We start from the raw sequence: 10,210 nt of genomic DNA on the forward strand, positions 1-10,210 counted from the left end.
GCTTTCCGTGATCCGTACCCATGAAGCCGGCAGCCTCCGGGCGGAACACGCCGGCCAGACGGTGACGCTCGCCGGGTGGGTGGCCCGCCGGCGCGACCACGGCGGCGTGATCTTCGTCGATCTGCGTGACGCCTCCGGGATCGTGCAGGTCGTCTTCCGCGAGGAGGACGCGCACGCGCTGCGCAACGAGTTCTGCGTCAAGGTCACCGGTGAGGTCTCCGCGCGCCCCGACGGCAACGACAACCCCGAGCTCGCCACCGGCGCGATCGAGGTCGTCGCCAGCGAGCTGGTCGTGCTGTCCGAGGCCGCGCCGCTGCCGCTGCCCGTCGACGACACGATCACCGCGTCCGACGACCTGCGGCTCAAGTACCGCTACCTCGACCTGCGGCGCTCCGGCCCGGCCAACGCGCTCAAGCTGCGCAGCCGCGCCAACCAGATCGCCCGCGAGGTGCTGCACGCCCGCGACTTCAACGAGATCGAGACGCCGACCCTGACCCGGTCGACGCCCGAGGGAGCCCGTGACTTCCTGGTCCCGGTGCGCCTGCAGCCCGGCACCTGGTACGCCCTGCCGCAGTCCCCGCAGCTGTTCAAGCAGCTGCTGATGGTCGCCGGCATGGAGCGCTACTACCAGATCGCGCGCTGCTACCGCGACGAGGACTTCCGCGCCGACCGGCAGCCCGAGTTCACCCAGCTCGACATCGAGATGTCCTTCGTCACCCAGGAGGACATCATCGAGCTCGGCGAGGAGCTCGTCACCAAGCTGTGGGGCGAGCTGGCCGGCTACCAGGTCCAGACCCCCATCCCGCGGATCACGTGGACCGACGCGATGAACCGCTACGGCTCCGACAAGCCCGACCTGCGTTACGGCGTCGAGCTGACCGAGCTCACCGACTACCTGCGCGGCACGTCGTTCCGCGTCTTCGCGGGCGCGATCGACAACGGCGGCTACGTCGGTGCCGTGGTCATGCCCGGCGGCGCGTCCCAGACCCGCAAGGAGCTCGACGGCTGGCAGGACTGGGCCAAGGCGCGTGGAGCCCGTGGCCTGGCCTACGTGGTCCTCGACGCCGAGTCCGGCGAGGCGCGCGGTCCCGTCGCCAAGAACCTGTCGCCCGAACATCTGGCCGGCCTGGGCGACGCCGTCGGCGCGAAGCCCGGCGACGCCATCTTCTTCGCCGCGGCCAACGAGCGGCGTGAGGCGCAGGAGCTGCTCGGCGCGGCCCGCATCGAGATCGCCAAGCGTTCCGGCCTGATCGACGAGTCCACCTGGGCGTTCTGCTGGGTCGTCGACGCGCCGATGTTCGAGAAGACGGATGATGGCGGCTGGACCGCTGTCCACCACCCCTTCACCTCGCCGAACGAGGAGTGGGAAGCCACGTTCGAGGAGGCGCCCGACAAGGCGCTCGCCTACGCGTACGACATCGTGGTCAACGGCAACGAGATCGGCGGCGGCTCTGTCCGTATCCACCGCGGCGACGTGCAGAGCCGGGTCTTCGACCTGCTCGGCATCACCCCCGAGGAGGCCGAGGACAAGTTCGGCTTCCTGCTCGAGGCGTTCAAGTACGGCCCGCCCCCGCACGCCGGCATCGCCCTCGGCTGGGACCGCACCTGCATGCTGCTCTCGGGCAACGAATCGATCCGCGAGGTCATCGCGTTCCCCAAGACGCGCGGCGGCTACGACCCGCTGACCACGGCCCCCACGGCCATCACCACCCAGCAGCGGCTCGAAGCCGGCATCGACGCCAAGCCCAAGGCCGTTGCGGGCACTCCCGGCACCGACGGCGGAGCGGTCCCGGTCGAAGCCTCCAACTGACCGATGCGCACGCTGGTCGTCGGCGCGAGCGGTCACCTCGGCTCTGAGGTGGCCCGGCTCGCGTCGGCGGCCGGCAGCGACGTCTCCGGCACGGCCACCACGGCGGCAACCGGTTGGTCACCCCTGGACATCCGTGACAGCTCCGCGGTCCACACCCTGATCGCTTCAGTACGCCCGGAGCTCATCGTCAACGCCGCCTACCGGGCCACCGAATGGTCCACCTGCGCCGACGGAGCCGCCAACGTCGCCCTCGCCGCGGCCGCCTGCGATGCCCGCCTGATCCACGTGTCGTCCGACGCCGTCCACGCGGGCCGCCCCACCCCCTACGGCGACGACGAACCACCCACCCCGATCTACGCGTACGGTGCGGCCAAAGCAGCAGCCGAAACCGCGGTCACGGCCATCACGCCGACGGCGATCCTGGTCCGGACCTCCTTGATCACCGGCTCAGCTCTGTCCTGCAAGCAGACCCGCCTCGCCCTCGACCTGGCCCGCGGCGTCCGCGACGGAGCCCTCTTCACCGACGAGATCCGCTGCCCCCTGGACGCCACCGACCTAGCCGCAGCCATCCTCGAACTCGCCACCACCGACTACACCGGCGTGATCAACGTCGCCGGCCCGCAAGCGTTGAGCCGAGCCGACCTGGGCCGCCTGACCGCAGCCACCCACGGCCTCGACCCCGCCGCCATCAGGACCTGCACCGCCGCCGAAGCCGGCCTGGGCAACCGCCCCCTGGACATCCGCCTCGACACCACCCGAGCCCGGGCCCTGCTGAAAACCCGCCTCCGCCCGGTCAGCGAATCCATAACCGGGTCGCCAGCACCCCCGCAGCACTGAGAAAGACCAACGCCCCCACCGCGATCATCACCCACCACACCCGCGCCTGCGAATCCCCAGCCGGCTCATCAGTCATTGATCCACCTCCCCGATCAGGCGCCACCCATTGACGCCCCACCCCTACCAACGACCCGCCCCACCCCCTCGCCCCACCGCAACCGGGTGACGTCCCACCCCATCCCCCAGCCGGATCGCATAGGCCGACGGTCGGTAGTGCTCGGTCACGCGGGTCTTCTTTCTTGGTTGCTCGGCGGAACGGTCAATCTGCTTTCTCGTCCGGCCCTGCGTTACTTTTCGGGCATCTTTCGTGACGAGGAGTGATCAATGTCCGAGGAAACCTGGCTCACCGCGCGCCTGATCCCCACTTCCGGCATCAACGGCGCCGCCGAACAGGAACGACGGGCCACGTCCGCGTTGCTGGCGGTCATGAGCTCGGTCCGCGAGTTCGGCCGGGCGATCGTGCAGCCCATGGGGGCTCCGGCGGGTTCACTGCAGACCTTCATCGAGGTCCCGTTCCAGCACGGGGACAAGCAGTGCTTCCCCGACGGTCTCATCCGCGTCGTCCGCGGCCAGCGGCAGTGGACGGCCCTGGTCGAGGTCAAGACCGGCGGCAACGAGCTGGAAGCCGAGCAGCTGGAGCGCTATCTCGATGTCGCGCGGGAGCACAACTTCGACGCGCTGGTGACCATCTCCAACGAGATCCCGCCGATCGCAGGGCAGCATCCGACCGCCGTGGACAAGCGGAAGCTCAAGAAAGTCGCCCTGCATCATCTGCCGTGGAGCGGGATTCTCACCGAAGCGGTCATGCAGAAGGAGTATCGCGGCGTCGCGGACCCGGACCAGGCCTGGATTCTCGGTGAGCTGATCCGCTATCTCGAACATCCGCGGTCCGGTGCGATGGAGTTCGAGGACATGGGCCGGGCGTGGGTGCCGACCCGCGAGGCGATCAACGCGGGGACACTCCGCGCCGGTGATGCTTCCGCGACGGAGGTCGCGGGGCGGTTCGACGCGCTGGTCCGCTTCGCCTGCCTGAAACTCGGCCGGCGACTCGGCATCGAGGTGGTGCCGTCGCTGAGCCGTAAGGATCTCGCCGACCCGGCGGCCCGCACGCAGGGGCTGGCCGCGCAGCTGATCACCACCGGAACGATGACGGGTGGGCTCAAGATCCCGGGGGCGGTCGGGCCGTTGCTGGTCACCGCGGATCTGCGGGCCGGCCGGATCACCTGTCAGGCCGACATCGACGCGCCGAAGGAGGGCCGCCCCGCCACGCGGGTGAACTGGCTCATCCGGCAGTTGAAGAATTCGCCGGAGTCGCTGCGGCTGGAGGCTTTCGCAATGCATTCCCGGGGAGCCGGAAACGCCGAGCTGCTGCGGGTCGTACGGGAATCGCCGACGGCCATCATCGGGGATCCGGCGAAGGAACTCAGGGCTTTCCGGGTGGCGCAGTTGTCGGCTGCGGGCACCAAGCGCGGCACCGGGCGAGGATCGTTCATCGACTCGTTCATCACGGCGATCGACGACTTCTACGAGAACGTTCTCCAGAATCTCAAGCCGTGGATGTCAGCGCCGCCGCGGCTACGGTCGCTGGAGGAGCCGGTGTTGGCCGAGCCGGTGGCCGCGGCCCTCATTTCGACGGCGATCTCGTCGCAGGACGGGCCGCAGGAGCGCGAGCCGGATTCTGCGCCGGCCGGGTGAATTCAGGAGTATGGCTTCATAGTGGAGGCATGCTTGTGGAACCTGCCATCGTTGATCGGCCCGAGGTGGTTTATGCCGGGCGGCGTGAGTCGATCTCCATGACCGAGTTCGCCCGGGTGGCGGATCATCTGCCGGGGATGTTCGGGTGGCTGGGGGAGCGGGGTGTCACGCCCGCGGGGGCGCCGTTCTTCCGATATCGGACCATCGACATGTCCGCGGAGCTGGTGGTCGAGGCCGGGATTCCGCTGGTGGCGGCGATCGAGGTCGACGAGCCGACGTTCATCGACGTGCTGCCCGCGGGCCGCTACGCGACCGTCACCCACATCGGGCATCCCGATGAGCTGATGGGCGTGACCGCGAGCCTGCTCGACTGGGCACAACGACGTGGCCTGGAGTGGGACATGACGCCCACGCCGGAGGGTGAGGTGTGGGCGGCCCGGCTGGAGGTGCTGCTGACCAACCCCGCCGAGCAGCCCGACATGCACAAGTGGGAAACGGCCCTGCTGTTCAAATTGGCCTAATGTTCTATCGCCAGACGTGAATGGCCCGCGCTTGACACCTGACGCCGCAGAAGATTGCGGCATAGCGGGTTACGGCGCAACTTCGTGCCCCGTGGCCACCTGCTGCCCACGGATCGAGACTCAGGACGCTAGACACAAAGAAGGACAGCGCGGCGGCCGGCGGCTAGCAGTGCGGGGTCGGGGTCGAGGTGCCAGGCCTCCAGGGCGGTGTCCGCGAATTTGATCCCGTGCGCGTCGCCTGAGTCGATGGCCGCTTGGAGCAACGTGTCCGGCGAGGTCGAGGGGGCGGGCTCGGGGGAAGGGCCGACGGGGGAGTAGGCCGCGGTGATTGCGGCTGACGCTGCCCAGGCTGCCGCCAGGCTTGCCGGGTGCAGGGCGACGGGCAGGGCCGGGAGGGTACGCAGAACAGCCGCGGGCGCCGTCGCGGCGTGCACCAGCATGACCGGGTTCCCGTACCCGTAAGGGTGTAGCGGAGGATCGCGGCCGTGACGATCGCGCGGAGCCGGGCCTCGACGCTGCCTGTTCCTGGCACGGAGCCGGCGGCGTCAGGCCAATCCTCGAGCGCGGCGAGCTGGGCGAGGCGGTTGCGGATGCCGAACCGCTGATCGGGTACGCGCGGCACGGCGTCGAGCGCCGCCCGCGGATCCCTGCCGCGGAACCGTCCGCGCCCGGCAGGCACGAGCGGTTGCCAGCGAGCGGCCCAGTATGCGAGTCCTCGCCCCAGTTCGTCGATCCGGGCCGGGGTCTCTTCGGCGAGCAGGGCGCGCACGGCGTGGCCGACCCGGATCACGCCGTGCGTCGCCCCGGCCGCGATGCCGGGCAGCAGCCGTGGCCACCACACGGCGAGCACGTCGCGCCACGGGGTGAGGGCGAGCTCGCGTTCGAAGAATGTGATCCAGTCGCCGGTGCGGACCGGGTCGCCGAGCGGGTCACGCCACTCGTCGGGGGCGATCGGCGCGATGCCGCGAGGTGCGTCCTCGAGCAGGGGCCGGTAGCCGTCGATCCATCGGTGCACCTCCGCGTCGTGGCCGTGGTGGGCGAGTGCCTCGACCGCCATCGGGGCGTGGTTGGAGAGCCAGCCGTTGCGTTCGGGCCCCGTGTCGCGGAGCCGGGTGAGGGCCTCGTCGAGCGTCGTCATCCGGCCACCGTCCACCTTGAACCCAACTTCAAGTCAAGAAGATGCGCATGGCGGGGTCGGCGGTGCGGCGGAAGCCGAGGGATTCGTAGAGCGGCAGGCCGTCGGGTGACGCGCGCAGATCGACGACCGTCACGCCACTCCGGGCGTACCAGTCGAGCAGTGCCTGCATGCAGGCCCGGGAGAAACCACGGCGACGGTACGCGGGGTCGGTCGCGACGTTGTAGACGTACCCCCGTCTGCCGTCCGGGTCGTTCGGATTCGGCAGTCGCTGATCGATCGCGCCCACGACGCAGGCCGCGAGCCCCGGCCCGTCGGGGATGTCCACCACGAAGACGCCCAGCGTGCCCCCGAGAACCTGGGTCTCGAAGATCTCGGCGCCGCGGTCCTGCCAGGGCCCGTCGGCCACCTCGCGGTCCATCGACTCCAGCATCACCTTGCGCAGGCGCATCACTTCCCGGGCGTCCGCACGAGTGGCCCGTCTCGCTTCGATCATGACTCCCATCGTGGCACAGAAGGGTTGCACAACTTATTTGCACAAGTATTGTGCAAGTTATGGAACCCACCTCGGTGCATCTCGACGGCAAGCAGATCCGGGTGCTCGCCCACCCGCTGCGGGCCCGGCTGCTCGGCCAGCTCCGCGTCGACGGGCCGGCGACCGCCACCAGGCTCGCCGCCACGCTCGGCACCAACACCGGTGCGACCAGCTACCACCTGCGTCAGCTCGCCGACGTCGGCCTGGTGACTGAGGACGACACCGTGGGGCAAGGCCGGGAGCGCTGGTGGAAGTCCGCCCACGACATGAGCAGCTGGCGGCGGGACGTCTTCGCCGGCGATCCGGACGCGACCGCGGCCTCCGACTGGCTCGACAGCTACGCGCTGACCCGCATGGTCGAGCAGATCGAGGCGTGGCGCCGGGACCGGCCCGAGGAGCCGCAGGAATGGCGTGCGGCGGCCGAGTTCTCGGACTACATCCTCGATCTCGACGCGGAGCAGCTCACGGCCTTGAACGACGAGCTGAACGCCGTTGTCGAGCGTTATCGCGGGGTCACGCCGGGTGGGGGTGCTCGTAAGGTGCTTTATTACCTGTACGGCGTACCCCGATGATCCGCCGTCGGTTCTTGATCCTGCTCGCCCTGCGCTGGCTGCCGGTCGGCCTGCTGATCCCGCTGTCCGCCCTGCTGCCGCTGGACCGTGGTCTCACCCTGGCGCAGTACGGCTCGGCGGCGGCACTGCAGGGCCTCGTGGTGCTCTTCCTGGAGCTGCCCACCGGTGGCCTCAGCGACGCGCTCGGCCGCCGCCCGGTGCTGCTGCTCGCCGGCGTCGTGGAGATCACCGCCCTGTCCCTGCTGACCGTGGCCGACGCGGTGGCGCTGTTCGTCGTCTTCTACGCGCTGCAGGGCGTCTACCGCGCGCTCGACAGTGGCCCGCTCGAAGCCTGGTACGTCGACAGTGCCCTCGCCGACGACGAGAACGCCGACATCGAGAGCGGGCTCGGTCGTGGCGGCGCGGTGCTCGGTGTCGCCGTCGGAGCCGGTGCGCTGCTCAGCGGTGGCCTGGTCGCCCTCGGTCCGATCGGGCCGGTGGACGCGCTGACCCTGCCGGTCTGGGTCGCCCTGGCGCTGCAGGTCGTCTCGCTGATCGCCGTGGCCACGCTGATGACCGAGGACCGTCCGGGCCGTGGTCCGGCCGCTCTCCTTCTTTCGGTACGCCAGGTGCCCGCGGCCATCGCCGGCGCCGTCGGACTGCTGCGCCGCTCGCGGGTGATCGTGGCGCTGGTCTCCGTCGAACTGTTCTGGGGCTTCGGCATGGTGGCGTTCGAGACCCTCATGCCGGTGCGTCTCGCCGACGTCGTGGGTGGCACGGACGAGGCCTCCGCCCTGATGGGCCCGGTCGGTGCGGTCGGCTGGCTCGCGTCGGCGGTCGGCGCGGCCCTGATCCCGCTGCTCAGCCGGCGGGTCGGCGCGCCCTGGACCGGGTTCCTGCTGCGGCTCGTGCAGGGCACGACGGTCGCCGGGATGGCGTTGCTGGCCGGGCCGGTCGGGGTGATCACGGCGTACCTGGTCTGCTACTGCGTGCACGGCGCGAGCGGCGCCGTCCACAATGCCCTGCTGCACCGGCAGGTCGAGGGCCCCTATCGGGCGAGCCTGCTGTCCCTCAACTCGATGGTCGCCCAGCCCGCCGGCGCGCTCGGCCTGATCGTGCTCACCTCGATCGCATCCGGTGCCGGTCTGGTTACGGCGCTGCTGTCCGGTGCGGTGGTGCTCGCCGTCGCCGCGCCCCTCTATCTGGTTTCTTCTATTTCTGTGGTGCCGAAGCCGGTTTACCCGTGACCACCAGGGGGGTACCAGCAGTTTCAGCTGCTCTCACCCCCCGATGGAGGCTCTCGAATGCTCGCGATCGCCGCGGCCGTTGTTTTCGGCATCTACCTGCTGCTCGACCTTTTCGACGTGAAGACCACGGACCTGTTCAACTTCCCCACGTTCGCGGCCCTCGGCCTGCTGCTCCTCTCGCTCTACCTCGCCGGCATCGGCAGCGGCCCGCGCAACGGTTCCGGCGGCTCGGGCCGTCGTTTCTCCGGCCGTCGTCCCGGCCGCGGCTGAACGCGTCCCGCAAAGGCGCCGTCTTGAAGAAGGCGGCGCCTTTCCGTGTGCGTTGGATCACGCTGAGTTCCGGATGAATGGCGCATTTCAGGCACCGGGCGGAGGCCCGGTACTGTCGATGCCAATGGAATTCGACGGACTCTTCTCCCTGAACGAGCCGGGTGGTGTCCGCACCGCGCCACCGGCCGATGCGGAGTCCAGCCTGACCCGGCCCGACCCCGGATCGCCCCTGCCCGTGCGCATGCGACCGGTGACGCTGGACGAGCTGGTGGGCCAGAAACATCTGCTCGCCCCCGGCGCCCCGCTGCGCCAGCTGGTCACCGGCACCACCCCCATGTCGGTCATCCTCTGGGGCCCGCCAGGCACGGGCAAGACCACCATCGCGCACCTCGTCGCCGGCACCACCGACCGCAAATTCGTCGCGATGTCAGCCCTCACCGCCGGCGTCAAGGATGTCCGCGCGGTCATCGAGACGGCCCGCCGCGACCGCCGCTACGGCGGCCCGCCCACCGTGCTGTTCATCGACGAGGTCCACCGCTTCAGCAAGACCCAGCAGGACTCCCTGCTCGCCGCCGTCGAGGACCGCACGGTCACCCTGCTCGCGGCCACCACGGAGAACCCCTACTTCTCGGTGATCTCCCCGCTGCTGTCGCGCTGCGTGCTGCTCACCCTGCAATCCCTCGACGAGGACGACGTGCGGGGCCTCATCCGCCGCGCGGTCACCGACGAGCGCGGCCTGGCCGGTGCGGTCACCCTCACCCCCGAAGCCGAGGACCATCTCGTACGCCTCGCAGGTGGCGATGTCCGCAAAGCGCTGACCGCCCTCGAGGCCGCAGCCGGCTCCGCGGAAGCCCAGGGCGTCCCCGAGATCGACCTCGCCACCGCCGAAAAAGCAGTCGACGTGGCAGCCGTCCGCTACGACCGCGACGGCGACGCCCACTACGACGTGATCAGCGCCTTCATCAAGAGCATGCGCGGCTCCGACCCCGACGCCGCCCTGCACTGGCTCGCCCGCATGCTCGTCGCCGGCGAGGACCCCCGGTTCATCGCCCGCCGCATCACCATCTTCGCCAGCGAGGACATCGGCATGGCAGACCCGCAGGCCCTGCTCATCGCCACCGCGGCGGGCCAGGCCGTGCAATCGGTCGGCCTCCCCGAAGCCGGCCTCACCCTCGCCCAGGCCGTCATCCACATGGCCACCGCCCCCAAATCCAACACGGTCACCAACGGCCTCTTCGCCGCCATGGCCGACGTCCGCGCAGGCAAGGGCGGCTCCGTCCCCGCCCACCTCCGCGACGCCCACTACCCCGGCAGCAAGGGCCTCGGCCACGGCCGCGGCTACCGCTACCCCCACGACGACCCCAAGGGCGTCGTCCGCCAGCAGTACGCCCCCGACGACCTCGCCGACACCGAGTACTACACCCCCACCGACCACGGCGCCGAACGAGCCCTCGCCGACCGCCTCCCCCGCCTGCGCCGCATCGTCCGCGGCGCCCCGATCCCCGCCGCCCGCGACAACCAGGCCCGTTCGGCTGCTTCCGGGCCTACCGCTTCTGCGCCTGCTGCTGCTCCTGCGGTGGTCCCGGTCCCGGGTTCTGTTGGGGGCGAG

9 protein-coding genes and 1 pseudogene are annotated in these 10,210 nt (G+C 70.2%); 8 read left to right on the forward strand and 2 right to left on the reverse strand.

Features of this window, described 5'->3' with window-relative positions:
- The first annotated feature begins 7 nt into the window (after positions 1-7).
- The 4 genes from aspS to Aco04nite_RS00780 all read left to right on the forward strand — a co-directional run bounded on the left by aspS (position 8) and on the right by Aco04nite_RS00780 (position 4,863).
- A complete protein-coding gene (gene aspS, locus Aco04nite_RS00765) occupies positions 8-1,810 on the forward strand; it encodes an aspartate--tRNA ligase (RefSeq protein ID WP_212995261.1) in 1,803 nt (600 codons plus the stop codon).
- A 3-nt stretch (positions 1,811-1,813) separates the two neighbouring features.
- Entirely contained in the window at positions 1,814-2,647 is an 834-nt protein-coding gene (locus tag Aco04nite_RS00770; protein WP_212995262.1) for a sugar nucleotide-binding protein, read from the forward strand.
- Between the two features lie 324 nt (positions 2,648-2,971).
- Positions 2,972-4,342 (forward strand): stress response protein, encoded by a 1,371-nt coding sequence (locus tag Aco04nite_RS00775; RefSeq protein WP_212995263.1) that lies wholly within the window; start codon positions 2,972-2,974, stop codon positions 4,340-4,342.
- A 29-nt stretch (positions 4,343-4,371) separates the two neighbouring features.
- On the forward strand, positions 4,372-4,863 hold the full coding sequence (locus Aco04nite_RS00780; protein ID WP_212995264.1) for a GyrI-like domain-containing protein: 492 nt from the start codon (positions 4,372-4,374) through the stop codon (positions 4,861-4,863).
- A gap of 163 nt (positions 4,864-5,026) precedes the next feature.
- Here Aco04nite_RS00780 and Aco04nite_RS00785 read toward each other — a convergent pair whose 3' ends face one another.
- Together Aco04nite_RS00785 and Aco04nite_RS00790 are read right to left on the reverse strand one after the other, a co-directional pair.
- Positions 5,027-6,001, reverse strand: coding sequence for a questin oxidase family protein (locus Aco04nite_RS00785; protein WP_244875644.1), 975 nt, complete (start codon positions 5,999-6,001; stop codon positions 5,027-5,029).
- A 28-nt stretch (positions 6,002-6,029) separates the two neighbouring features.
- A complete protein-coding gene (locus tag Aco04nite_RS00790; RefSeq protein ID WP_212995265.1) occupies positions 6,030-6,494 on the reverse strand; it encodes a GNAT family N-acetyltransferase in 465 nt (154 codons plus the stop codon).
- 59 nt (positions 6,495-6,553) lie between these two features.
- Between Aco04nite_RS00790 and Aco04nite_RS00795 the strand changes: the two genes are divergently transcribed.
- The 4 genes and pseudogenes from Aco04nite_RS00795 to Aco04nite_RS00810 form a co-directional block, all read left to right on the forward strand.
- Positions 6,554-7,105, forward strand: coding sequence for a helix-turn-helix domain-containing protein (locus tag Aco04nite_RS00795; RefSeq protein ID WP_212995266.1), 552 nt, complete (start codon positions 6,554-6,556; stop codon positions 7,103-7,105).
- Positions 7,102-8,331, forward strand: a complete 1,230-nt coding sequence (locus tag Aco04nite_RS00800; RefSeq protein ID WP_212995267.1) for an MFS transporter — start codon at positions 7,102-7,104, stop codon at positions 8,329-8,331. The genes Aco04nite_RS00795 and Aco04nite_RS00800 overlap by 4 nt, the downstream gene beginning before the upstream one ends.
- 57 nt (positions 8,332-8,388) lie before the next feature.
- Positions 8,389-8,601 (forward strand): hypothetical protein, encoded by a 213-nt coding sequence (locus Aco04nite_RS00805; RefSeq protein WP_203837912.1) that lies wholly within the window; start codon positions 8,389-8,391, stop codon positions 8,599-8,601.
- A gap of 124 nt (positions 8,602-8,725) precedes the next feature.
- A pseudogene (locus Aco04nite_RS00810) lies at positions 8,726-10,178 on the forward strand (replication-associated recombination protein A); the annotation flags it as partial.
- Positions 10,179-10,210: the final 32 nt, after the last annotated feature.

Source organism: Winogradskya consettensis (genome assembly GCF_018332715.1).
GTDB classification, from domain to species: Bacteria; Actinomycetota; Actinomycetes; order Mycobacteriales; family Micromonosporaceae; genus Actinoplanes; species Actinoplanes consettensis.